Origin of the sequence: Pseudoalteromonas xiamenensis (assembly GCF_017638925.1) — a bacterium.
GTDB lineage: Bacteria > Pseudomonadota > Gammaproteobacteria > Enterobacterales > Alteromonadaceae > Pseudoalteromonas > Pseudoalteromonas xiamenensis.
The window spans coordinates 957,931-982,458 of sequence record NZ_CP072133.1 but is presented as its reverse complement, the minus strand read 5'-3'; the positions used below and the strand labels follow the sequence as shown (position 1 = coordinate 982,458).

At 43.8% G+C, this 24,528-nt stretch carries 22 protein-coding genes and 1 pseudogene; 10 read left to right on the top strand and 13 right to left on the bottom strand.

Annotation, left to right across the window (positions count from 1 at the left end):
• The first annotated feature begins 21 nt into the window (after positions 1–21).
• Complete coding sequence (locus tag J5O05_RS04825) at positions 22–570, top strand: cytochrome b (RefSeq protein WP_208843832.1); 549 nt, start codon at positions 22–24, stop codon at positions 568–570.
• A 295-nt stretch (positions 571–865) separates the two neighbouring features.
• Entirely contained in the window at positions 866–2,992 is a 2,127-nt protein-coding gene (locus J5O05_RS04820; protein WP_208843831.1) for a tetratricopeptide repeat protein, read from the top strand.
• A gap of 12 nt (positions 2,993–3,004) precedes the next feature.
• Here J5O05_RS04820 and J5O05_RS04815 read toward each other — a convergent pair whose 3' ends face one another.
• Positions 3,005–4,069 carry a cytochrome-c peroxidase gene (locus tag J5O05_RS04815; RefSeq protein ID WP_280117691.1) on the bottom strand — a complete coding sequence of 355 codons (1,065 nt, stop codon included), beginning with the start codon at positions 4,067–4,069 and terminating at the stop codon, positions 3,005–3,007.
• A gap of 116 nt (positions 4,070–4,185) precedes the next feature.
• Positions 4,186–4,287, bottom strand: a pseudogene (locus J5O05_RS22680) (cytochrome c peroxidase); the annotation flags it as partial.
• Between the two features lie 360 nt (positions 4,288–4,647).
• Here J5O05_RS22680 and J5O05_RS04805 point away from each other — a divergent pair.
• Positions 4,648–5,082: a PAS domain S-box protein gene (locus J5O05_RS04805; RefSeq protein WP_244369804.1), complete on the top strand. Its 435-nt coding sequence runs from the start codon at positions 4,648–4,650 to the stop codon at positions 5,080–5,082.
• Positions 5,083–5,180: 98 nt separating this feature from the next.
• Positions 5,181–5,843, top strand: coding sequence for a hypothetical protein (locus J5O05_RS04800; RefSeq protein ID WP_208843828.1), 663 nt, complete (start codon positions 5,181–5,183; stop codon positions 5,841–5,843).
• Between the two features lie 23 nt (positions 5,844–5,866).
• On the opposite strand, the gene J5O05_RS04795 is transcribed toward J5O05_RS04800, so the two are convergent.
• From J5O05_RS04795 to J5O05_RS04785, 3 genes are all read right to left on the bottom strand, one after another.
• Positions 5,867–6,904: an NAD(P)H-dependent flavin oxidoreductase gene (locus J5O05_RS04795; protein WP_208843827.1), complete on the bottom strand. Its 1,038-nt coding sequence runs from the start codon at positions 6,902–6,904 to the stop codon at positions 5,867–5,869.
• Positions 6,905–7,007: 103 nt separating this feature from the next.
• On the bottom strand, positions 7,008–7,457 hold the full coding sequence (locus tag J5O05_RS04790; RefSeq protein WP_244369803.1) for a nuclear transport factor 2 family protein: 450 nt from the start codon (positions 7,455–7,457) through the stop codon (positions 7,008–7,010).
• A gap of 138 nt (positions 7,458–7,595) precedes the next feature.
• Positions 7,596–9,098 (bottom strand): serine hydrolase domain-containing protein, encoded by a 1,503-nt coding sequence (locus J5O05_RS04785; protein ID WP_208843826.1) that lies wholly within the window; start codon positions 9,096–9,098, stop codon positions 7,596–7,598.
• 167 nt (positions 9,099–9,265) lie between these two features.
• Here J5O05_RS04785 and J5O05_RS04780 point away from each other — a divergent pair, with 167 nt between their 5' ends.
• Entirely contained in the window at positions 9,266–10,498 is a 1,233-nt protein-coding gene (locus J5O05_RS04780; RefSeq protein WP_208843825.1) for a winged helix-turn-helix domain-containing protein, read from the top strand.
• Complete coding sequence (locus J5O05_RS04775) at positions 10,485–11,366, top strand: TolB family protein (protein ID WP_208843824.1); 882 nt, start codon at positions 10,485–10,487, stop codon at positions 11,364–11,366. The genes J5O05_RS04780 and J5O05_RS04775 overlap by 14 nt, the downstream gene beginning before the upstream one ends.
• A gap of 114 nt (positions 11,367–11,480) precedes the next feature.
• Here the strand turns inward: J5O05_RS04775 and J5O05_RS04770 are convergent, their stop codons facing one another.
• The 4 genes from J5O05_RS04770 to J5O05_RS04755 all read right to left on the bottom strand — a co-directional run bounded on the left by J5O05_RS04770 (position 11,481) and on the right by J5O05_RS04755 (position 17,003).
• Positions 11,481–13,613 (bottom strand): alkaline phosphatase family protein, encoded by a 2,133-nt coding sequence (locus tag J5O05_RS04770; RefSeq protein WP_208843823.1) that lies wholly within the window; start codon positions 13,611–13,613, stop codon positions 11,481–11,483.
• A gap of 136 nt (positions 13,614–13,749) precedes the next feature.
• Positions 13,750–14,475: a methyltransferase family protein gene (locus tag J5O05_RS04765; protein WP_208843822.1), complete on the bottom strand. Its 726-nt coding sequence runs from the start codon at positions 14,473–14,475 to the stop codon at positions 13,750–13,752.
• A 30-nt stretch (positions 14,476–14,505) separates the two neighbouring features.
• Positions 14,506–15,819 (bottom strand): sterol desaturase family protein, encoded by a 1,314-nt coding sequence (locus J5O05_RS04760; protein WP_208843821.1) that lies wholly within the window; start codon positions 15,817–15,819, stop codon positions 14,506–14,508.
• A gap of 359 nt (positions 15,820–16,178) precedes the next feature.
• Positions 16,179–17,003 (bottom strand): dioxygenase family protein, encoded by an 825-nt coding sequence (locus J5O05_RS04755; protein ID WP_244369801.1) that lies wholly within the window; start codon positions 17,001–17,003, stop codon positions 16,179–16,181.
• Between the two features lie 306 nt (positions 17,004–17,309).
• On the opposite strand from J5O05_RS04755, the gene J5O05_RS04750 reads away from it, so the two are divergent.
• Entirely contained in the window at positions 17,310–17,765 is a 456-nt protein-coding gene (locus tag J5O05_RS04750; protein WP_208843820.1) for a hypothetical protein, read from the top strand.
• 114 nt (positions 17,766–17,879) lie between these two features.
• On the opposite strand, the gene J5O05_RS04745 is transcribed toward J5O05_RS04750, so the two are convergent.
• From J5O05_RS04745 to J5O05_RS04735, 3 genes are read right to left on the bottom strand one after another with little or no spacing between them, the layout of a single operon-like run.
• On the bottom strand, positions 17,880–18,566 hold the full coding sequence (locus tag J5O05_RS04745) for a response regulator (RefSeq protein ID WP_208843819.1): 687 nt from the start codon (positions 18,564–18,566) through the stop codon (positions 17,880–17,882).
• On the bottom strand, positions 18,563–19,213 hold the full coding sequence (locus tag J5O05_RS04740) for an ATP-binding protein (RefSeq protein ID WP_208843818.1): 651 nt from the start codon (positions 19,211–19,213) through the stop codon (positions 18,563–18,565). The genes J5O05_RS04745 and J5O05_RS04740 overlap by 4 nt, the downstream gene beginning before the upstream one ends.
• Positions 19,176–20,024: a HAMP domain-containing protein gene (locus J5O05_RS04735; protein ID WP_208843817.1), complete on the bottom strand. Its 849-nt coding sequence runs from the start codon at positions 20,022–20,024 to the stop codon at positions 19,176–19,178. Before J5O05_RS04735 ends, J5O05_RS04740 begins: the two co-directional genes overlap by 38 nt.
• 146 nt (positions 20,025–20,170) lie before the next feature.
• Between J5O05_RS04735 and J5O05_RS04730 the strand changes: the two genes are divergently transcribed.
• Entirely contained in the window at positions 20,171–21,397 is a 1,227-nt protein-coding gene (locus tag J5O05_RS04730) for a GGDEF domain-containing protein (protein WP_208843816.1), read from the top strand.
• Positions 21,398–21,416: 19 nt separating this feature from the next.
• Here the strand turns inward: J5O05_RS04730 and zapE are convergent, their stop codons facing one another.
• Complete coding sequence (gene zapE, locus J5O05_RS04725) at positions 21,417–22,475, bottom strand: cell division protein ZapE (RefSeq protein ID WP_208843815.1); 1,059 nt, start codon at positions 22,473–22,475, stop codon at positions 21,417–21,419.
• A 154-nt stretch (positions 22,476–22,629) separates the two neighbouring features.
• Between zapE and J5O05_RS04720 the strand changes: the two genes are divergently transcribed.
• Together J5O05_RS04720 and J5O05_RS04715 are read left to right on the top strand one after the other, a co-directional pair.
• The gene (locus tag J5O05_RS04720; RefSeq protein ID WP_208843814.1) at positions 22,630–23,664 is read left to right on the top strand and encodes a DUF2235 domain-containing protein; all 1,035 of its coding nucleotides are present in this window, start codon (positions 22,630–22,632) and stop codon (positions 23,662–23,664) included.
• A gap of 147 nt (positions 23,665–23,811) precedes the next feature.
• Positions 23,812–24,525 (top strand): PAS domain-containing protein, encoded by a 714-nt coding sequence (locus J5O05_RS04715; protein WP_208843813.1) that lies wholly within the window; start codon positions 23,812–23,814, stop codon positions 24,523–24,525.
• The last annotated feature ends 3 nt before the right edge of the window (positions 24,526–24,528 follow it).

Here is a 24,528-nt window from a genome sequence, read left to right as displayed (position 1 = left end):
ATGTGTGCTGAGGTTTGTGAAATGAATCATTCCAGTTCAACTCGTTACAACCAGTGGTCGATTATGCTCCACTGGATTATGTTTTTACTGATTGCTGCAACGTTTGCTTCAATCGAATTAAGAGTGTTATTCGACAAAGGAACACCTGAACGTGATGCGATGAAAACGTGGCATTTTATGCTTGGGTTGTCTGTGTTTTTTCTAGTTTGGCTGCGCATCGTCGTGCGAGTAGTTACAACCACTCCACCCATTATTCCTGAGCCGGCTAAATGGCAGGCGTTATTAGCGAAAGTGGGGCATCTCGCCTTGTATTTGTTCATGATTGGCATGCCCTTAGCGGGTTGGTTAATTCTGAGTGGTGAAGGCAAAGCTATCCCTTTCTTTGGTTTTGAACTGCCAGCGCTGATTGCGCCTGATAAGTCACTTGCGCACGATATTGAAGAAGTCCATGAGGCGGTTGGCGAATTTGGTTATTGGTTAATTGGTCTTCATGCGTTGGCCGCTATTGTTCATCACCATGTACTAAAAGATAATACGATGCTACGTATTTCACTGATTAAAAAGCAGTAATTCAAAGGCCAATCAAATAGCAATGGGTGAGGTAGTTATCTGTTTCTGCCCATTGTTTCCAGAAAGAGACACGCGTGCGTGTTTTTGTACAAGTTAGATTGTTTTAATATTTGGACGTGTTGATTGTTCATCGCTATGATAACCGTTTATACGTCCGAAAATCGTAGCTAAATTCTGGTTTTAAACAATCATGCTATCACTATGTCAGCGTCATCTATCATCATTCAAATGTCTTAGCTTACTGGCTTTGTTTCTCTTTCCTGTCTTTTTTCACAGCTCGCTTTATGCGATGTCTTTGGAAGCCGGTAAAAGGCAATTTGAAGAGTCTGAACGCGTGCGTCAAAGCGACCCAAGCAAGGCTATTTTTCTCTTGAATCAAATCGTTCATGACGAAGAGTTAGCCGATGAAACGGATTTACAATTGCTTGCGCTTGAAAGTTTGGGATTTGCCTATAACGACGAAGGACAATATGACTCTGCGATAAAAGCCGTTACTCGACTTGGAGAATTGGCGTTAAAGGCGCAAAACTTTGATTTTCGTGTAACAGCGCTTCTTTTACAGGGCTATATCTATGACGTGCAGGATAACTATAAACAAGCTGAGTTTTATTATCGTGAAGGGCTAAAGCTTGCTGAAGGTGCGCAAGATGATGAATTAATATCACAAGCTTACGAGCGAGTGTCGGCTGTGCAAAGGCGACAAGACAAATATACCGAGGCACTAGAAACGGCACAAAAGTCAGTGCAATCCCTAGCGGGTTCACCCAAAACGAAGACGTATATTTTTGCACTTCGGAATTTAGGAATTTTAGAAGCACTGGTCGGTGACTATAACGGCGCAATTGATACCCTGACTCAAAGCTACGAGTTAAGTGAGCAACGTGGTTTCCAGCAGGGAGTGGCGGATGCTGTGTATGAGATTGCAGAAGTCTACCGAAAAATGGGTAACACCAAATTGGCGTTGGAGTATTTCAAACTTTCACACGAGATTGATGTTCAACGCAATGTGCCTTTAGAAGTCGCAAACAGTGCCTTCAAAGTGGGTAATTTATCTTTCACAGAGAAAGATTATGAAACCGCACAGGCCTTTGCTGAAAAAGCCTATAAGTTATATGTAGAAGTAAACAATAAAGTGGGATTGGTTATTTCGCAAACGCTGCTTGGCCAGTTAGCTTATCAACGTGGTGACAAAGCAAAAGCGCTTGAACTCATAGAAGCGGCCATCGTTATCGCCAAAGAACATAATTTAAAAGCGCGGCTCATCACGACTAACATTGCAAAAATCAAAATTTCCCAACAAGAAGGTGATGTTCAAGCTGTGGTTTTTCTTGGCGAAGAAACATTACAACTCGCGCAAGCCTTGGAAGAACTTGAAGATCAAATGACGATTTTGAATTTATTAGCTGAGAGCTATCAACAGCAAGATCAATTCGAAAAGGCATTTAACGCATTTAAAGAAGCAACAAAAATTAAAGATTCTCTAGGCATTAAACAGCACAACTTAACGCTCGCTGCGTTGCAATCAAAAGCAGAATTTAAACGTCGTCAAACAAAAATTGATAGATTAAATATTGAAAAAGAATTGCAGGTAGCCAAGCTGAAGGAAAATGAGTTGCAACTTAGAGCATGGTGGCTTGGATCGGGTTGTGCGCTGCTTATCGTTGTGTTGGTGGGTTACCGCCTGTATCAAAATCGAAAAATTGCAGCTGAGCGCGCACAAATGCTCGAAGACGTTGTTCACAAGAAGAACCAAATGCTGGCGGATGTTTCACATGAAGTTCGTACCCCTCTAACCGCATTATATCTGCAGATTGAAGCGTTGCAGCATAACATCATCGAGGATGTTGAAGGGTCATATGAAGTGATCAATCGAAAGCTGGCTGACATTAATCACCTGATTTCGGATATTCATCAACTTGCGTTGGTTGATACCGCCAGCCTTGTGCTAAATCTGCATGAACACGATTTTGCGCAAGTCATACAATTGTGGGAAAGAGAATACAAGCAGCTTGCGCTTGTAAAAGGGTTTAAATGGAATGCAACGTTAGACCTTCCTCAAAAACTGGTTGTAAACTGGGATATTGACCGAGTGAAGCAAGTTTTAACGAATTTGTTTGCGAATAGTGTGAATTACACGGATTTGCCCGGTTCGGTCTCTTTTCACGTTACACTTCAGGATAAACAAGTCTTGATGGTGGTTGAAGATTCTTCGCCAACAGTAGATGAAGAACACCTAAGCGAAATGTTCGAACGACTTTTCAGAACAGAAGCCTCTAAGCAGCGCAGGGTGAGTGGCTCAGGTTTAGGATTGGCAATCAGCAAGGGGCTTGTTAGTGCACATCGTGGTTCAATTTGGGCTGAGCAAAGTGCTTTAGGAGGGGTTAAAATGCAAATTACGTTGCCCATTAACCCCAACGCTTAAAAATTATTAAGGTTATTCCTGAAATTCGGCAATCAGTAAGGTGTTGTCTGCATCCATGGTCGGCGCCGGAACCCATTTGATTAGGCAATTGTGATCTTTGGTGCACGGATCTGTTTGCGCTTTCAAAAATGCAACCAGTTGAGTTATTTGTTCGACACTGAAATCAATCGTTGTGAGCAGTGAGCGACCAGCATCCATGTTCATTTTCAATACATCGAGTGCTTGGTTGGTGTTGTTTACCCAATGTGTAGTCTGAATGCCTGGTTGTACGTCTGAAGGATCATAGTTTGCAATTGAAACTTCTGGATTGAGGTGGTGTTCAATAACCGCTTCGAGCGTCGCAAATGCGCCGTCATGTCCGTAAGGAGCGGTGACCTCAATGTTGGTTAAATGAGGTGTTCTAAACGCGAACTTATCAGTTTCAACGTTTGTTTCACGGAAGCGACCAAAATCATTGCTTCCATCTTCACCATCGCCTTTTCCTCGTCCAATTTGTGGCATGGCAATAATGTGAAATTGTTCATCCGTCATAAAATCGCCTGAGTGACAAGCAACACAATCAAAACCACCTTGGGATTTGGTTGAATAAAAAAGCTTAGCGCCTTTTAATTGTTCGTCGGTAAGCGCACTCGTATTGCCTTGAACAAACTGACTCCAAGGTGAATTGATGAGTACTTGGGAGCGTTGGTATTCGCCAAGGGCAAAGGCAACGTTATCAAAACTTAAGATGTTGTCTTGTATGACTTGGTCAGTTGTTCGATTGAATGCCGTGGCAAAACGACTAAGCCATTCGTTTTTGGACAATTCATTTGTTTCGCCACGTAATCGGCGTTGCAGCGCCTCGCGAAGAACTTGGTTTGATTCCTCGGCCGCCAGATTAAACCCTCTCATTTCTTCTTTAGAGGTTACGGGAAACCGAGCTTGTGCGGCTGTTAAATTTGTTCCAGCAAAATTATCCGCGGTTGCAAATGGGCTGTCTGGAGTTCGCAGAGGCTCATTGAGACCATTAAGCGCATCCGAGTCGGATAATGTTTGTACTCTGCCATCGTGAAATAGTGCTTGATTGTAAAACGCAATATTGAATGTGGAGGGGGCGTTTCTTGGTACTGTGGGCCTCCATCTGCGTGAACAGCCCCAGCATCATGTAAACGACCAGGCCCGAGCAGGTTAGGCTGAATAGCGGCCACCCCGATAGAGAGTGGTAAAGCATCGCCTCCGCCTAAAAATGGATGGTGACAGCTCGCACAAGCAGTATCCATATCACCACTTAGGGATTTGGAAAAAAATAGCTGCATACCTAACTGAGCGATGGGTGATTCAATCGTAGGAAGCTGCTTTGCTGCGTTGTTCAGCCCGTTTAACTGGTGTTGTTTTACAAGTTCTTGCACATCGGTCACGAGTTTTTGGTGTGCTTCTTCGTCGAGATTTTTTTCTATGTAATGAACGTTGACTTCATTATCACCGCAGCCCGAAAGAGCGGGCAGTACGATGGAGAACATACTCATGAACATGACGTGACGATTTAATTTCATTTTGCTTCCTTTGGATTATTGAGATGCTCATGAGTGTTTTTTTTGTAATTCACTCATTACAATTGATGAAGAAAAAATAATCCAAGAATCCCAATAGCGCAAAGCGAACGGCGCGTTAGAGCAATGATGGAAACGGCGGTTGACGGTATCGTGACCATTGATAGTAAAGGAATAATCAAAAGTACGAATCAAGCAGTCGAACGTTTGTTGGGGTGGAAAGAACAAGAACTGCTTGGTAAAAACGTCAGTTTGCTGATGCCTGCGCCATACAAGGTCGAATATGATGGTTATCTAGAGCGGTATTTAGAAACGGGAGAAGCACGCATAATTGGTAAAGGGCGTGAAGTGGATGCCTTACACCGAAATGGGGAGAAAGTGTCTATTCGGTTGGCGATAGGACATGTCAAACTGACTAACGATGATTTTTTGTCGCATTTATTTCAGACATTCGCCAGCGCTTATCAATGGAGCGTGCGCCATTTTGACCCCAAATTAGTCGTGTTGTTTGATGAGGTGTTGGCGGAAATTTTGGAAATAAAAGGACGCTTTGTCGATTAATGCATTCGTCTAGTGACACAAAGAAAATTGTTCTTTGGTGGCGGCTAAAGTCCGCAAGTTGACTATAATAGCTAAATTATCAATCTGTTGGGTTTAATATGAAATACCTTTTTGTTTTGTTTACTCTGTTGATTGGGCAGGCGTTTGCGGCAGAAAAAAAGCCTGAGCCACCTCCGCTAAACCCTGTGTGGGAAGGTGAGCATAAAATGGTGCTGGTCAACCAAGCGTCCAAGGTCTTTGCTGTCTCAATGCCAACCTACGAAAAACCCAGCGATGTGCAAATCGTTTATAAAATCGAAAATAAAGACGTGGCATTCTTAAACATGGTGCGTGATTTTGATCTGGTTACATTAAAAACGAAAAAATTCAATATTGAGAATTTGATTCGTGGCAATGAAGTGACTGTAAATGCGGATGTTTATGCGGGTGATTTGGACAACGGTGGGGAATTACTTTATGAAAATAAAAGCATTGAATTTACCAACAAACTTTATGCAAGAGAGCTAAAAGATTTGGAGCTCGCATCGCAATGGCAAGAGTATGACTTAATCGAAGTGAAAGAAAACGAGCATATCTATATTCATAAAATTCAGCAAAAACCGAGCTTTAATCATCTTATCTTTGTGGACATGCGCGGCGCCTGTTTACAGAAGTTCAGAACATCTTCAAGAGTCCCATCGGAAAATGAATTAACCGTAAAATTCACTCATTGTGGTGGGTTAAAACCTTTGTTTTACGATGCTGAACGTTATCAAGAATAGAACAAGTAAGCCTCGAAAGAGGCTTAATTTTTGACTTTCTGATTGAGGACATCGACAAGTTTTGAGGCATCCTCCATCATGCTATCCATCAGAGATTGTACCGAACGCACGTCGTGTATAACCCCTTGTGATTGACCAATAAATTGAACGCCTCGTTCCAAATCACCATGAATGGTTGCGGCTTCAAGTTTTTCTGTCGCAGCACCAAACAAAGACAGCATTTTGATTTTATCGAATTGCGCGAAAAGACCGAGTATCAATTTCCAAAGTGGCATGTCGACCATTTTCGCGGCCTTAAATGATTTCGCTATTGCTACGAATATATTCATCGGCCTACGAGTCGCTTTCTCTGCCATCGGCGTTTTCATGACACGTGCATAAAGCCCATCAAAGTTTTTGGAATAAATGGTGTCTTCAACCCGTTTTGCCACAACGGCATCTTTGACGTTTTGATGAACTGGGCTTTCAAGGCTTGTCGCAAAGCGCGATCCCATCGCAACGCCGTCTGCGCCCAGTGCGAGTGCCGCGACAAGACCTCGACTGTCAGCAAAACCACCCGCAGCAATCACAGGAATATCAACAATGTCTGCAATGTTTGGAACAAGGCACAAAGAGGTGACATCACCACCATGGGCAGCGGCCTCATGACCGGTGACAAGTAGTGCATCGACCCCCGATTTTTGTGCCGCCAAAGCATGTTTTTCAGTGACAACGGTCGCTATCACTTTACCACCGTATTTCTTAGCGCCTTCAACAAGCCAATCACCTTTACCCAGTGAGAAATTGATAACAGGCACTTCGAGCTCTAGGGCTATTTTGGCGTTTTCTTTTGCGCCCGGCATCATTAGCGTAATACCTACGCCAAAAGGCTTGTCCGTTAGCGAGCGAATTTTTTCGATGGCTTCTTTGGTTTGTGCTTTGCTAAGCGGGCCAGTTGCCAAAATGCCCAAACCACCCGCGTTTGATACCGCTGCGACGAGTTCAGGTACGGAGATCCAACTCATACCAGGTAAGATAATCGGCTTTTCGATGCCAAAAAGTTCAGTGATGCGTGTTTTCATTTTTGTTAATCAACTGGTCAGATGTCTTGAAAGCATACCTCGAAACTGAACAATTAAAAAGCCATTCGTGATACTCAATATAGTTTAGCCAAGCTCGGTTTGACTACCGCTTAAACGTCACTCGTTTGATTAGTCCATCTTCTATTTCGTAGGTGGCAATTAACTCAACGCAACGGGTGATTTCTTGAGAGGGTTGTGTTGATGATTCCGCTCGTTCAAGGTCTATTAAATAATTACCTTTGACGATGCGTTGCAATGAGGTTGCTCTTAGCATGGTCAGTGCGGCAAATTTCTGTTTATAGCGTTCGATGAGTGCGGTTTTGCCTTTTAAAAGTAGCTGATTAGGATAGATGTAAATTTCGACATCATCATGATAGGTCGCCGCGAAGGCATCAATATTGCGCGCGTTGTACGCAGCAATTTGTTTATCAACGAGAAGAATAGTTTGCTGTTCTGTGAGGTTATTTTCCTGATTTTCGGTCGTCTTTGGGTTTGCTGATGCCACGTTGATAAACAAAGCAGCAAAAAGGCAGGCGGAATAACGGACTAACACAGTAGCGCTCCAAATTTTCGTAAATAGATTGTTTATTATCTACTATGTGTTTGCCTTTCGTAATAGCCGATTGTTCTTAATAACACGTTCGCTGAGTTTGTTTAGTGTATACAAACCCAGCGCGAATACACTCGTCACTTACTGCAAATGCTGCATAAGCTCATTCACGTAGGTGATAACGGGGGTTGTCACCATATCCTGATTTCCCAGTACTACGACGGTTATCCCTTTATCCAAATAAACACGAAGATCTGCACCGACGCCAATAAATGCCCCGTTATGACCAATCACTTTGCCACTGCCACCATGATGTACGCTAAAGCCAAACCCATAATGGTCGGAATGAAATTCAGGTTTAGTGGTAAACGCGAGATTGGTGTATTTTTGGGATAACAAGTGATTATGGGTTAACGCTTTTGAAAAGGCGTATAAGTCTGCAATGTTCGAATAGCCACCACCGGCGGAATTTCCTTTAATGCTATGAATAAACCAATTCGTTTGCATAGACTTGAGCTCGTTTGAATAAAAGTAACCCATTGCCATATTGGGTGCGACGCCATCGATATCAAAGTTACCTGTTTGAGCCATACCGGCCTTCGTAAAGACCTGTTGTTGTAGGTAATCATTGTAAGGTTGTTTGGATACCGCTTCGATGATGAGACCAAGCAAAATAAACCCTTCGCTGCTATAGCGAAATTGTTCCCCAGGTTTACTAACAATAGGGATATAGCGTAAATACGGTAGGTAATCGTTTAAATTTCGTAAATCGTTTGGGTGGGTTTTCGGGTAAGTCGGGTAGCCTAATCCCGCAGTGTGAGACAAAAGATGGGCAATGGTAATTGCACTAAAATCACCATCACCTAAAAGAGTGTGGTCAATATAGTTCGTTATCGGATCTCGAAGGGATAGTTTTCCCGCTTCAGCCAATTGCAATACGCTAACGGCGGTAAACATTTTATTCAAAGACCCAATGTTAAAGCGTGTGTCGGCGTTATTTTTAATATGAAATCGTTGTTCTGCATAACCATGTGCGCTTTGGTACAAAATGGCGTCGTTATCGGCTAACAAGACGGAGCCTGAGAAGGCGTTGTTTTTGGTAATGAAGTCAACATACTCCGCCAGTTTGGTTGCCAATTCTTGTTTTGTCAGGGCGTGGAGTGGACTGTCGATGACAGGTTTGTCTGCAGTTATAGAAATACCGGATACTTTCCAAGATAAATTGCTCTCATCGTTTGTTGCCAAATGGACTTGAGCGAGCGTTATTGTCAGGGTGTAGATAATCCGAGTGCTCTGTGAAAGGATTCTGGCTGTCACGCGATTGCGTTTTTCATCAAACGGCAACGCTTTATGCATACTAAAGGTCTTGTGGTAGTGTTTTACGGCACTTAGCCACCCAATATAGCGCTCACGCCCTTCGCCATTCCAACGCTCCAATGCATCTTTATGAAAATAAGCGTCTACGTAATCACTAACAGCCTGCTCACGTTGATTTTGTAACATGGTAATGGTGCTGTCTAATAGTGTGTGTGGGTCCAATGCTGGATTGGCATTGGATAGTGCGGATTTGCTTGTTACTATCGATAGCACAGCAAAACCGCAGTAGATTAAAAAATGTCTGAAGTTAGAAGGAAAAAGAAGCATTGCGAAATACCTTTCTATTATTGTTAACGACTGGGGAGCCTAAAAGCAACCCAATTGCAGGTGGTGTCTGAATCGAGTGTGCAAGCACCCAAACGAGATAGCGATAGATAAAGCGTTATGCTTTTGTTCTGAAAACATTAAGATAAATAAAAAGTAAGGAATACAGTATGTTGGATTGCTTTGAAAGTGAGCCAAAAGCACACGCTAACAATCAACAAGTAAACTTACGTGATGGGTTTTGGGTGAATGATGTGCAAGTTTCACCCGCCACAGGAGAACTCATTTGTCATGGTAGGCAAACTCGCTTAGAACCTAAGGTGATGGATGTACTGGTATTGCTCGCGCTTCAAGAAGGTCAGGTAGTGAGTGCGGAAACCATTTTTGAACAGGTTTGGCCACGCGCTATTTTCAATCCAATATCTATTCGACGAGCGATAAACCAGATACGAAATGCATTGGGAGACCTTGGAAAAGACGTACTAAAAACGTACCCAAAACGTGGTTATGCGTTGCATGGCATGATAAAGGTGAACGCGGTTTCACCTAAACTTTTACAAGGTTTCTCACTCTACAAGCAAACCGCTTTTCATCGCGCACCCGCGTATTTGCTTTGTTCACTAGCCGTATTAATGCTGTGTGGGGTCGTTGGGATATTTTTTATAGCGACGTCATCCTCGCCTAAAATTCCACATGTCAGCAATCTTCGACCCATTTCAGCGACACTAGAAGATGAATCATTCAGCTTATTTACACCAGACAGTAACGCGATGATCTATCTGAAAGACCCAGCGAATGACACGCTTGGAACACAAGTTTGGCTATCCTCGCTTGATAGAACAACCTCAAACTTGATTTGGCAGAGTAACGAGCACATTCGCTATGCTGCTTGGGTTCGCCCCTCGGTTTCGAGCTACAAACATCAACTACTGATTGTTTCACAGCAGGGCAATGAACTGGTTTTTGAAAGCCTACTGATGGATAGTCACTATCAAAAGCACTCTGTGCAACGCCATTTCACGTTCAATGGAACATTGGGCATTGGCAATTTTGTGGTTATTAATGATTCAGTGGTCTTTTTATCGAAAGAGATGGGCGTATCAGCGCTCTATCGAGGCAATTTACGTACCGGTTTCTTGGATAAAATCTATGAGCCAACGAATGGCTTTCTCCCTTATCGCATAGCTAATGCTGAGGGGGCGTCAACCGTGGCTATGATGGGATTTGATGACCATCATCGGTCACAGATCCGGTTGTTAGATGTGCAGAGTAAACGTGTCGAGACAATCGCGACATTGGATGAAAATTGGTATTTTATTACTTATGCTGACGTCTCTAAGGGGTATTTGCTCAGTGACGGCAAGCGGTTACGCTATTTGGATAACCAAAATGAGTCTCTCTGAAATCGCGTTTGAGAATTACGAGTTCTTGCATTTCCCAACCATGTCAGTGAATGGTCAGCACCTGAGTTTTACACTCAAGAAGATCAACGGCAATGTGTTTGTACAACGATTCGATGCTGAGCAGGCAAGGTCACTAACCCAGTCTAATCGTCATAGTTGGCTGGCTAGTTTTTCGCCGTCTGGTCGTTATGTGGCGTTTAATTCCAATCGCAATGGTTTCTCTCAAGTGTTTATAAAGGAGATTGAACGCGGTGAAGAGCGACTTATTTACGCGAATCCGAGTGAGCAATTAGCGCTCTCGCAACCTGTGTGGAATAGCGATGGCAGTATGTTGGCGTTTGCTCGGAATGAGCGATTGGTACTAGTTCGTTGGCAGGGCGATACGCCAGTTATTCAATATTATGATGACGTCGTTGGTATTCCGCGTTATTGGTCGGACGATGATAATGCGATGGTGTTTAGCCGAAAAGGAGTGCGGGGTCAGCAGTGGTTTACGTGGCAATTTGCCAATGAAAAACAACAAATACTGTATGAAGGAGAGGGCGATCTCATGGATATTGGAGGGGAGCAATGGCGGGTTTTACCAAACCAAGTTCAGACGCTTGAGGGAAATGTTTTGTTTAGGACAGCTCAAACAGCCAGTATTGTTGCACATCGAACTAAGGGGAGTGAGCTGTGGTTTATTGTGAGTGATACAAGCTCGCAGCTATCTCAGCATTGGCACGTTGATGCTAAGCGCCAGTTCCTGCTGCTTGATACGTTCCAAACGCCAAAGGGAGAGATATCCGATTTTAATGAACAGCAAGTACTGTTTTCGGATTTCCATTCTGATAGAGATATTGTGACACTCGAGTTGGCGTGGAAATAATAGCCTTGATGATTGTGCATTACAGTACTCACACGGCATGAGCTAAATCTGAATAGGTTGAACACACGGAGTTAAACGGACCGGGTATTCAACCTAGGTAAGCACTGTATTTACTTATTTATCTAACAAGGTGAAACGGAATGTATCGCGATTTGGATTGCAATCCCATTTTGCGTTGCGTTCGTGGCCAAGCAACGTATTGTCCCATTCAAAACCGCACTCTTGGCCGTAGGCTTGTGTTGAAATTGTCGTTGCGTTTGCATCTGCAACGAAGCGTACGGTCAGGTAATCACCTTGCGTATTTTGGTCAAATTTGGCGTTGCGTTCATTCGACAGTTTGTTGGCATCCCACTCTAATGCACCTTTACCGTTAGCCGCAACAAGGTAGCCTGACACCGATTTCTCAGAACCATTTACCGTCACTTTATCCACTACCAGTTCCATTGGATCAGCTCGGCCTTCACAATCAAATTTTGCGTTACGTTCACTGCCCGTGAGCGTTGCATCCCATTCGAGTCCACACGTATCGCCTTTTACTACTGTTGTTACCTGAACGGACATTCGGCTGCCAACAACGAAGTCAGACGCGCTCGACAAATGGTTTGTGGGTGTATTTCCAAGAAGGGTATTTAATTCAACCCCCGCCCCCTGATTGTAAATCTGACGAACTTCATCCAGTGTTAATGCTCTGCGCCAAATTGCAAGATCATCGAGGTCAGCCTTAAGGTTATACGTATAGCTACCCGTGCCGTCTTGACCAATGTTCCAGTTCAGTGAAGATGTAATGTCGCCAACGTTTTGGATCCCCTCGGACACGACAAACAGTTTGCCATTCGGGCTTCCTGCATAAAGTGTCGCCGCGCCATCGCGATCAAATGTCGCGACTAACAACCACCAGCCGTTAAACGTGTAGTCAATCGGGTCGATGTCTTTACGGTCACTATGATCGGATGCAATGTTGATCCCAAAGTCGTCTCCATTGCCTTCATTCGCCAGTAATAGCACGCCTTGGTTACCACCACTTTGCCAGTTCTTGTTACCTAGAATAACAGGGTCGCCAGTTTGGTCTCCTGATACGCGATACCACGTCATTAATGTAAAGTCAGAAGACGTGTTGAAATCAAGGCTACTTGGGTTACCAAACGTCAGAAATTCTTTTTGACCACTGATAGCAACGTAACGGCCGAACTTACCGCCAAATTGAATCTCTGGGCTACCACCACCAACTTGCGCGTGTAGGGCGTTACCTGAGCGGTCTTGATAGTTCCCTTCAAATGAGAGGTAAGTGGTTAAGTCTTCCAATATATTTTGCGGTTTTTTCGCGATGACATTTTTGCCTTGCACTGCGCCGTCCATGTGAGCGGGCGGGGTAATGCCATGATGGGCAAGCACTGTCGGCGCGGCGTCATAATTGTGTGGTGTACCCGCAAGGTAACCTTGAGCGACGTGTTTGGATGCCACAAGAAATGGGATCGTGTAGTTATCCGCGGCGTGAATACCATGTGTTGAACCTCGCCCGCCGTGATCTGAGGTAATCACAATTTGCCAATCTTCAGAGGCAAATGTAGGACGAGTTTTAATTGCAGTGAGAATGTCACCAATTTGGCGGTCGACGTCTTGGATTTCACTGACATATCCTTCGTCATCGACTGTGAAGCAGCAGCTATGTCCAGCGTGATCTACGTCATCTAAAAACAAGAACAGTGAATCAGGTGTCGTTCCTTTCGCCCAATTCGCGTCACTGTATGTACCATTGAGGATAGCAACCGTATTGTTAACGTTGGCTTGGTCATTGGTATTAATTTTTAAATCGGCTTCATTGGTGATTTGAAAATCAGTTGCCCACGTTGCCATAAAGACGGTATTGGTCGCCGAATTTTGTCGTTCAAGCAACGACTGGTAATGCGGGTATTGCGCAAACCGACCTGAACCTACGTCTGAGTTACCGGTTACGCCACTTTTAGTTGAGGTTACACCTGTCATGATCCCAACATGATTTGGTCCGCTATTTGGTGCCGCATCCGTCATAGTTTGAGCGTAAAACGCATAAGCGCCATGATAGCCTTGAGTCCATGTCCCTTGGATCAATGTATCGATATTAGGTGTAGCCGCATTCGTTATACCATCGCCTCGTAAGCCATCTATTGCAATGACTATTGAATGAGTAGAGGCGAGCGCTGTGCTCGACAATGTACAGAGCATTGCTCCGGTGATGAGTTTACTTAATTGGTGAATGTTTGTTTTCATTATGACTTTCTCCTTGGTCTAGTCCAGCAAAAGCATAATGAGTAATTGTGTCAGTGATTGTGTTTTTGTGTTACACAAAATTAACAAGGAAAAGGGTAGTAAAAAAAGGGGAGGACGAACCCCCCCTCAGGTGAAACTAGTAGATAAATGGAATAAATTTCTTCGTTTTAGCTGCATATCGCTTAAAGGGTTCGCCATATCGGTCTTCTAAGTAACTATCCAATGCAGGGATGTGGAAAGCAACAAAAGAGTAAGCCATTGATAACGGCAGCAATAATGTCCAGAAGTTCACGGTGAACAGTGCCCAACCGGTAAATAACACGGAGTCACCAAAATAATTGATGTGCATTGAATATTTGAATAGGCCTTCGGTATAGCATTTGCCTTTGTTGCTTGCGTCTTTTTTCCACCATTTGCGCTGTAATTCTGAGAACGTATTGAAAAAAGAGCCTACGACAAGCAGAACGACAGCAACGACGTCTAAACCGCCAAGTGGAATGACACTGTCTCTAAAGGCGCCACCGCCAAGGACCAAAAGACCGATTTCGAAAAAGGCCATAAAGCAAAGTAGGCCAAAGACTTCACTCCAATCGATTGCTCGTTGCAATAAGTACAGCACGGTAATGGCATGGCGCAACCAGTATAGCGCAGCACAACCAAACAATATTTCGGCACGCGTCATATCAGCAAATTGCCACTGTTCACCAAAAAGCGAACCTAGGTAGGCAAAGCCACCAGCGAAGACAAGCCAAGCACAAAAAAGTACGAGAGCTAAATGTAAACCAACGAACGTGAATCGCTGAGCGGTCGCTTTACCGTATTCTCGATTCACGCCGCCTGTATTCTGTTTTACGTTTTCCATCGTTATTCCTTAAAGTATGGTGACGAAAAATTAAAGTGCATCACTTTGTTGCGATGCGTCAACTGGAAAGGATTGTTGGGTCATCGGCGCTTGACGATAAACGATATAATTCACCGCCGAGATAACCATTAAACCAATCGAACAAGACGCCACGATGACGTCTTGGGTGTTTTGTGCAACCCAATATACAAAACTTGCGGCGAGTAATTGTACAATTATTTCAGGATAGGCTCCGACTTTTTTACCATCTAGAACGATACCGTTGTAGTGGCTCAGCCAGAAAAAGAGCAGTGATAAAATGGTCGCGGGAATAGCACCAATAGTACCGAAGTTACTCATTAAATAGGTGAATAGCACAAGCATTACACAGAAACGGATAAAGCTTGTCCATTTCGTTGTTAATGAAGTGTGTGGGTCGTACGGTTTAAAGTCTCTGCACGAGATACGAGTAGTCGCGCTGTAGAACGTTTTTCTATCGGCTTTTTTGGGTAACCATCCAGGAGCGGCAAAAATAGAACAGACGACTTCCCACGGCGTACTTGAAAGCTGCATTTTCTTCCAAATGTTCTTCAAATAATAAGAGTTGATCACCAGTGGACTAAAGCTTGGATAAGATTCTCTTACGCCAAATACAACGGGATCTTTGTCTAGTTCAGCTTGGAATGTGCCAAAAAGCTTGTCCCAAATAATGAGTACACCACCAAAGTTTTTATCGATGTAACGGCTATTGCGTGCATGGTGAACACGATGGTGTGAAGGCGTATTAAAGACTTTGTCAGCAACAGGAGTTTTCTTAAAATGTTCGGTATGAATACAGTAAGCCCAGACCGCTTCTATGTAGCTGACGACTAAAAACACTTCAATGGAAATGCCCATAAGCGCCATCGGAATAAAGGTCATCCACATAGTCAGTTCGGTAAAGTAACTAATGCGAACGGATACGCCAAGATTAAACTGCTCACCCGTGTGGTGCACGATGTGATCGGCCCAAAGTAAACCTATCATGTGATGGAAACGATGATTCCAGTAGTAGCAAAAATCGTAGGCAATAAATGCAAACACGTAGATGAGGGGGTTAGTTTGGTCGAGTTCAATGAAGCGATATTCTTCAAAAACGTGTGAGTAAATCGCCACAACACCCAGCAAGAGTATCAACGAGAATCCTAAGTTTCCGACAGCAATAGACGCGTTAGTGAGTGTATCATTAAAGCGGTAGTGTTTTTGACGTCGCACATAGTTAAGAATTGACAGGACCAAGATTGGCCCGAGATAAAATGGTAGGGTATACACCATTTCGTTACTGAAATTTAAATCCATTTCTCCACCTTTTAATAAAAGGTCCACGCTAATCAGCTCCTTTGTGGACCAGGTTTTCAACGAATTGACTAAGGATAGTAGCCGCCAGATAGCCTTAATGAGTGAGGCTATCACTACGCCAAGTGACCTCGACCTGTGTGAGATACAGATCACTTCGCGTTGCTCGGGATTCAACGGTAAATCACAAATGTGGACAAAATGTGATTTACAATAAATTAACCTTAATTTATTTTAACGCTAACAAAATTGTGGTTGCAACCGTAAGCGTAAAAATTATTCTAACCAAATGAATTGAGTCGATTTTTAATTTTTAGGTGGGGCTGTAGATAAGCGACTTCAACAAAAAACGTGCAAATCACAGTGAGAGATGCACGTTGATACTCCGTTTATGTGTTAATGATAATGCGTTTGTAGAGTAGCAATGACCCATCTTCGTTGTTTTTGATGTCCATCACGAATTCGTCCGCGTTACTGCCAAATACGGTATCTCGACCACCACTCAATGGAGTGTCTTGTTCCCCTCGATGCGCGTAATCTGGGTGTGTGGTACAAATCGCTTTGGTCAACGCATCGTTAAAGCAAAACTGCGAAATGACCTGATCCCGATTATTATTTTTTACCCGAAAGTGAATGTGGATAGTGCGTGACGAATACCAGCCGGGAAAACAGGTTTTGAAGTTAACTCGTCCGTCACTGTCCGTTATCGCAGTACCTCTAAACCATTTTGCCTGAACGGCCTGACTGTCGTTGCCAGTACAAAAGCCACCAGCGAAGCGGCCTGCATCAGCACTTTGTTCTGTATTACCCGAGTACAATCCGTTCACATTACAGTGCCACACTTCTATTTCTAAATTAGCTTGAGGTTGACAGTTTGCGTCAATCACTTGCAAACAGAGTTGGCTGGGTAAACCGGGCTGACCTTCAGAAATATCATCAAGAACATCCGCCATAAAATAACAGGGACCTTCCGTCAACGACTTGGTTAACACCACAGAACAAACCGAGGCACTGTTAAATAAGTCGGTTGTTGGAAAATTGGCCGTGAGATTTTGCGTACCTCCCGATGCCCACTCTGTGGGGTTTACTGTCGTTGAGTCATCGCTATCACCCGAGGTGTCGGGTGTGGTGACAGGGAGTGCACCGCTGTCTTGGCCACAACCAAACAGCGTGATAACAGGAAAGGCCGCACTTGCAATAAGTGCTTGTTTCAAAAAAAGTGCGGCGATCGGCGGGGTTACTCATGGCTGGTTTCCTATTGTGATTTTCATTCATGGAATTAGACAAAATGCGAGGCTTGAAAATGTCCGAAAATTAAGGGTAATTGTGTGGATTTCTTCACAATATTGATGCAAAGCACATGTTTTTCACACAGCTTCTTTTTACCTGTTCACCATAATAAAAGTGAGTTTGGCAAAGCATCGTTCTGAGTCAAATGAGCAACAAGCGCGATGGATGGGTTCGTGCTTTTTCTAGAGTGAAACGCAAAACAAACATTGGGTAAATTAGGAGTAACAACGATGAACATTTCAAACCAATATACCAATGTGAGCATGACATCGAGTGTACAATCGCAAAATGTTGACTCACGTCCTATGCCACCGCCCCCAAAAGACGATGAATTAAGTAGTTTTTTCCAATCAGTACAGGGCGATGAAGAAATTCGCGATTTTATGAAAAGCGCTATGGAGATGGAAATGTCGGGTGAATTTGATGCCGCAGCACTGGCAGAATCAGCGCCTGAGTCATTAAAGGCCTATGCCGAAGAAAATGACATCGACTTAGAGAGTTATTTTCAAGAAAAGCATGAGCACTTTAGCGAACGCAAAGACAAAATGGGCGAACAAGGTATGCCACCTCCACCGCCGCAAGGCCAAGGCTCTGAATTATATCAACAGATTAGCAATATGGCTGGCGACAATGATGAACTTATTCAAGCGCTTATGTCTTCTTTGAACGTGAGTGAAAAGGTCTAGGTATCGTGTCAAATCATCATCATGGTGGCGGAGTTGCTCAGGTTGAATGACACTTGCCCCACTGAAATTCCCGCTGCCGCATAAGGCATGCGGGCATCTTTGCGAGATAGAGACTTAAATTGTAGGTTTGAGCGTATATCCAATACCATAAACCGAATGAATAACATCACGGTCTTGCTCCTCAGTCGAGAGTTTTTTACGTAGGTTTTTTATGTGGGTATCAATGGTGCGCTCATACATATCAAGTTCCTTTTGTTTAACCGCGTAAAGTAATTCTTTTCTGGAAAACACTTTAGAAGGCTGCTCCAGCATCGCTTTTAATATCGTGAATTCGTTCACGGTTAGCTTGATTTCTTGTTGGCGTAAATGAACAGAAAAGCGTTCGACATCCATGACGAGGTCTTGAAAAACTAACTTTTTGGTCATGACTTTAGTTTGATAAGTGCGGACCAATAACGCATTTACTCGTGCCATCAATTCTTTAGGACTAAAGGGTTTGCAGACATAATCGTCGGCACCGACTTTAAACCCTAGTAGGCGGTCGATTTCTTCGACTTTTGCGGTCATCATAATAATGGGCAAACGGCTAAATTCTCGAAGTTGTTTACATACTTCGATGCCATCCATGTCGGGTAACATTATGTCGAGTAAGCATAAATCGGTCTGTTTAGCTTTTGCGTAGTTGACTGCGTCTAGACCATTGTTTACCCATGTGTGGGTATAAGATTCTAATTCGAGGTATTTACACACCAGTTGTGCGATACGAGGCTCGTCTTCAACGACTAAAATGTGAAACGTCATGTTGTTTGTTCCATCGAATAAAGCGGCAAAGTAACCAGAATGACCAAACCGCCTTTAGCACCGTGCATTGCTTGGATGTGGCCATGGTGAGCGGCGATAATATTCTCGCAGATAGCGAGACCTAGCCCTGCGCCACCGGTTTGACTATTGCGCGATTGATCTGTGCGATATAGACGTTGAAACAGTTTGTCGAGTTGTTCGTCGCTAACACCAGGACCTGAATCTTCAATGAGAAGCTGTACGTTGCTACCTTTTCGGTGCAACTCAAGCCAAATGTTGCCATCCAGCTCAGTGTAGTGAGCGCAATTCTTCAGTAAATTGGTAAACACTTGAGACAAACGAGCTTCGTCGCCCCAAACATACACTGAGTCAAGTCTCATGCTGAGTGTTAGTCCACGCTTTTGCAGTAATCCTTCACATCGCTTGCACAGAGTTGTAATGAGTGAGTCTAACTGAATCGGTTGGGTTTGCATCGAGAGTTCTAAATTATCGGTGATAGCCAGCTCATGTAAGTCGTCAATCAGTCGATTGAGCCGCAGGATTTCTAATTGCAGGAGCGTTAAATTTTCGCTGCTTGCTGGGATCACACCATCAACAAGCGCCTCCATTTCACCGCGGATAATCGTTAGCGGGGTTCTGAGTCTCATGTGCTATGTCTTGTAACCACTGTTTTTGCTGCATTTCATAACGCGCTAATTTGTCTGACACTCGGTTAAGACTGTGACTCAGTTCACCCAGTTCGTCATTCGAGTCGACGGGCAGTTTGGTTTCAAAATCTCGGTTTGCCAACTGTTCAGCCCGTTCCGTCAGTTGTTTTACAGGTTTTGTGAGAAATCGTGTAAAAAGATAACTGGCAAGGCTTGCGATAACCATTGCAAAACCCGCAAACCAGAGCATGGTTTCAAATTGCTGGCCTGCGAAAAACGGCGGGTGATGACGTTCATTACGATCCAATTTGCCATTTTGAAGTACCGCGACAGTCACACCATCGACAACAATGGGGGTCACAAACCAGATTTCGCTGGTGTATTTTGCTTTGACAATGAGCATATCTTCAGGGGTCACCAGTGTTAGTCTATCTATCCATGGTTTGACTGGATTTCGATGAGGCGGTGGTGGCGGTGGTGAACTGCCTTCTTCCTTGGTATGGGGAAAAGGGGCAAGCATGCGGTTTAGTTCAAAATCATCCAATTCTTTTTGCAGTGCGGCTTCAACAAAATGCACCCAATTATCCTGTGATTGTTGAATATAGGTCCAATTGCCATGTTCTGAAAAATGCTGCTGTAATGCGTTTGTTAGTTCTCTAGCTCGCGATAGTTCCAACTCTTTTACCTGTTGTTCTAGAACAGAAGATATTGAACTCAATTGAATGTAATTTATCGAAACAAGCGCCACAAGAAGGAGTAAGATGACACTTAATTGCGCAAACAGCACTTTGTGTAGCAAACGAAGTTTCAACGGCAAACCAGAGAAAAGCGGACAATACATGTTATCTTAGAGAAGCATTCTCGTTCAGACAATCCTGAGGATGAATCTCCACAAGAAAAACACATTTCGTGTATGCATCTTCACGCCGTTTGTTGATTCCTCGCATTCAGAGTGACATGGATTATACTGAAAAAATCAGTTATCTAAGTTGCGTGCCTATGGAATTTCACCCAGTTGCACAGACGCTGTTGACGTTTATTACCTTAATTGCCGGTGTGAGTGCGATTGGCTGGAGTATCATGGCTTATCCACTAAAAATCGCGCCCAAGGCCAGCTTATTTTTCGCGAGTGCAAATTATTTAATACTCTTTGGGTTACTGCTTAACTTAGGGCGCTCACATTCACCGAGTTATTTACATTGGTTTTTAGCAGATCAATGCGTGTTACTAGGGTTTGTGTTTATGCACCAAGGGATGACGCGGTTATTTAAACTTAAAAACATCTCGCGTTTTGGCTTATATGCGTGGTTTTCCTTTGCAGTACTGATGCTGACACAGGACCCGTCGTCCGATAGTTTAGTGGTTCAAGAAGTGTTATTTTCCTTATCGGCTGCAATTAACGTGTTCTTACTCACTCGAGCCATTTATCAGGGCATGAACAAATCGTTTAGCCGACTAGCCGCGATAGGAATGTCCATTCCATCAACGTGTATACTCCTTGTTTTTATTACTCGTATCCTCCTTCTTGCCGTTGTTCCAGAGCAAACCACTGCGTTTTATACGCTCAATACGGCTGAGGCCGTCCCAATTCTTTGGGCACACACCGTCCTTAACTTACTGCTAAATATCATGATGTTTGCGTGTGCGTTGGCACGTTTAATCAGCAAAATTAGGCGAATGAGCGAACGTGACCAACTCACTGATTTATATAACCGAAGAGCGATCCGCAACAAACTAGACGCGTGCCATGAACAATGGTCGCAAGAGCGAAAAGTCTACAGTTTAATTTTATTCGATATCGACCGCTTTAAGTCTATAAACGACAACTACGGTCATCATGTCGGTGATAATGCATTGGTGTTTGTGGCGTCTCTGTTGCGCAAAAACGTGCCTCTGGATGCAATGGTGAGTCGATATGGTGGTGAAGAATTTTTAGTGCTACTTCCCAACTATGATGCTCAGGCGTGTGTTGAGGTTGCAAATCAATTGCGCGCCGCATTACCGAGTGAAAAGTTGCATCCGGACACGCATGCACTCGAAATTACAGCGAGTTTTGGCTGTGCAACGATAGCTGATACTGTTTCAGTGGATCAACTAATCGTGCTCGCAGACCATGCGATGTATGGCGTAAAGGCCGCTGGACGAAACGGCGTAGCAATGGCTAAGCAACCAGCGCCTGCTTAATGTACTGCCGTCAAGCGAGTTACCAGTTCTGCATTTCTACGAGTCGACTTTTTGTGCGTTCGAAAGCAAACGCTAAGCGTTCACCAACGTACAGATTTTGTAGCTCAACGTCTGCACTAATCACAAGCCGTTTTTTCTGCTCATAAAATTCATCGACAAGGGCGATAAAACGTCTCGCTTCATCATCAAGCTTGGCACTTCGTACGTGTTCGGTGGGGCGAATATAACCTTCTTCAGTTCCTTGAGCGGTATAAGAGACGTCATCACTTGCACCCATTTGCGGTGTATTTTTGATAAAAAGCACATCGAGGTGAGTCGCAAGTTCGATGTAATCAGCTGTTGCGCGAGGAGAAGAGCACAACGCCATGAAATCAAAACATAGGACGTTTTCACCAAAACCTAATTGCTCAACGGAACGATTCAAAATGGAAAGAGTGCGTCGTTCATAACGACCACCAAGCGCGCTAAACACCGCATCAAAAGCATCGTTATTTTGGATAAAATAATATTCAAAGTGGACACCATGCGCAAAACGATGATCCAAGTTGCCTGCTACGTTAATGACGTTGCAATGGGTGAGCAGGAGTTCTATGGTCGGTAAAAACCTATCGCGCTGCAATCCACCGGAATAAAGTTGCGACGGGTGTTGGTTTGACGTCGCAACTAACACTACACCTTCTGCGAATAAGCCTTTAAACAGGTTTGCCATCAGCATTGCGTCGCCAATGTCGCTGACGAAAAACTCATCGAAACAGAGAACCTTCGCTTTTTCTAACCAAGTTCGTGCTATCGCGATTAATGGATCAGTTACACCTTGAACTTGATTTAGCGCCCGATGAACATCAGCCATAAAATGATGAAAATGTATGCGTTGTTTTTTGGACTTTTTAAGCTGCTCGAAAAAGAGATCCATCAGCATCGTTTTACCGCGACCCACGGGGCCGTATAAGTAAAGCCCCTTACAATTCGTCTTGCCATAGTCTTCGCTCAAAGCTTGAAGCGCGTCGACGGCGTGTTGTTGTGCAGGGTCGATAGAGAGCTTTTCGTGCTGAATTAGGTGTTGATAGGCTTGCAACATAAAGAGTGATGAATTGAACGCAACAGGGTGGCGCTATTATGCCTTAAAAGAAAGTGTAAAAAGAGGAAAAATCAACTTTAACAATCGGTTGACATTTTAAACGTGTATTTGTACCTTGCCTCGCTGTTGTAAGTGTTCGAAATTGACGAAAATAATGAAACGACTCATTCTCTGCATGGATGGTACTTGGAACAAACCAGCCCAGTACGACCGAGGAAAACGTAAACCCTCCAATGTGGTTAAAATGGCCAGAGGCATTTTGCCATGCTCAGAGGAGGGGGTGCATCAGGTTGTGTTTTACAGTGAGGGAGTTGGTACGCGTTGGGGTTTAGATAAGGTACTTGGTGGCGTTTTAGGTATTGGTTTATCCACGAACGTACGTCGTGCGTATCGATTTCTGGTTCATAATTATCAACCTGGTGACGAAATTTACTGTTTTGGATTCAGTCGCGGTGCGTATACCGTAAGAAGTGTTATCGGCCTTATTTATCAGATAGGTCTCCTGCCAAAAAGCCACGCGTTCTATCTGCCTGAAGCCTATGATTTGTATCGAGAACGAGCACCATCATCTGTGATTCAAGCGTTTAGAGAGAAGCATCAGACGCGATCAGTGCCCATTCGATTTGTCGGTGTTTGGGATACCGTTGGCGCACTTGGCATTCCAGTTAAAATAAACGCGTTGAATCGTCGCTATCAATTTCACAACGTGAGTCTCACCCCAAACATCGAGCATGCTTATCAGGCACTGGCTATCGATGAGAGACGCGGGTTATTTAAACCTGCAATATGGCGATTGCCGCCTGGTTCTTCGCAAAAGCTCGATCAACAATGGTTTGCGGGCAGCCATAGTAATGTCGGTGGCGGTTACGAGAAGGACGGCTTGGCGAATATTTCATTGCATTGGTTAAAAGACAATGCGGCTAATCTGGGGCTTGCATTCGATGAAGAGTTTCTAAGATTCTATAAACCGTGTAGTTTGGGAGAATATCGAGATCCCATGCGCTGGTATCTGCGAGCGTCGACTACATTAAGAGACATCGCAGCAGTGAAACAAAGCAATGAATCTATCCATCCAAGCGTGTTTGAGCGTATGACGGCATTGCCAAGCTATCGACCAGCCAATTTAAAACATCTATTTGATATACCAACAATTGAACTACCGAGTGACCAATCGCTGATAAAGGACTAGTTTAAAGTAATTTATCTAAAATGCCGCGAGTCCAGTGATACAAGGACTCTTCATTGCAAATTTTATCCTTCGACTTTGTAAAAAGACTACCTTTCAACTACTGTTTAAGCATTAAGGACTAGATATAGGCTAACACTGGTTTCAGCTATGCATTTTGAAAAAGGAACAATTTCATCCGCGTCGTTTTTGCAGCTTTTAGAATCGATCCCGGTTGCAACTTTATTGGTCAATCGCCGTGGCGAAATTAGCTATGCGAATTCTGAAGCTGAAAGTTTATTAGGCTTTGAGCCTCAAGCACTTATCAATAAATCGATAGAAACTATTATTCCAGAACGTTTCCACATCAAACATAGTCGCTATTTGAGCACGTATTTTGACGCACCAGCCAAACGCAAAATGGGGTTCGGACAAACGCTTTATGCTGTGCGTAACGATGGAAAGGAAATTCCTGTCGAGATAGGGTTAAATCCTTTTGATTTGGATAGCAACAGTAGCGTTGTCGTGAGTTTGGTCGACTTATCTGTTCGTCAAGAAGCAACTCGTATTCTCATCAATTCTGTTGCGCTCGCGCCCTATGGTGTTTTGTTGATAGGTCAGAACGGCAAGATACTGCATGTCAATGAAGCCCTGTGCAAAAGCTTTGGTTATATGGAATCAGAGATGATAGGGATGTCTGTCGAATCTCTATTACCTGAACGATATCGGCAGCACCATAAAAGCCTTCGCGCTTCCTATTCGCAAACTCCTGTCATGCGTACGATGGGTGAAGGTCGGGATCTGACTGCACTGCACAAAGATGGCAGAGAATTCCCAGTAGAAATAGGGCTAAGTCCAATAGATGTGGACTCGAAGACCGCATAATTT